Here is a 394-nt window from a genome sequence, read left to right on the forward strand (position 1 = left end):
GCAATGAAGTGGAAAAATGAGACGGTTTCTTTTGCAGAAATCGAACGTTTGAAAGCAGAAAATCATTTCGTCGGTAGTGTGCTAAAAGAGTTAGAAGCTTTCACAAATATGGACGGCGTATTGCGCACCATTTGGACATCTCCTGTAGCACGTAATAGTATTGAATCTTTTACAGAAGAAGAGAAGAAAGAGATTCAAAAGGAAGCGGAAAATATTATTTTAGAGCAATTATTCCAGCAAGAGAGGGATAAAAAATGAGAATTGAAAAACTCCATATTTATGGGTACGGAAAATTAGAAAATGTGGAAATGGATCTTTCCTTACTGACGGTGTTATACGGTGAAAATGAAGCGGGGAAATCGACAATTCGCTCGTTTATGAAAAGTATTTTGTT

Annotated in this window: 2 protein-coding genes; both read left to right on the forward strand. The window is 36.3% G+C overall.

Annotation, left to right across the window (positions count from 1 at the left end):
* Window positions 1–258, forward strand: a 258-nt coding sequence (locus CRU95_RS16305) for a hypothetical protein (protein ID WP_258238763.1), incomplete at its 5' end; no start/stop codon positions are given.
* On the forward strand, window positions 255–394 hold a 140-nt coding region (locus tag CRU95_RS17015; protein WP_164969833.1), incomplete at its 3' end, for an ATP-binding protein. The genes CRU95_RS16305 and CRU95_RS17015, both read left to right, overlap by 4 nt.

It is taken from the genome of Arcobacter sp. F2176 (genome assembly GCF_004116465.1).
Taxonomy (GTDB): domain Bacteria; phylum Campylobacterota; class Campylobacteria; order Campylobacterales; family Arcobacteraceae; genus Arcobacter; species Arcobacter siniprincipis.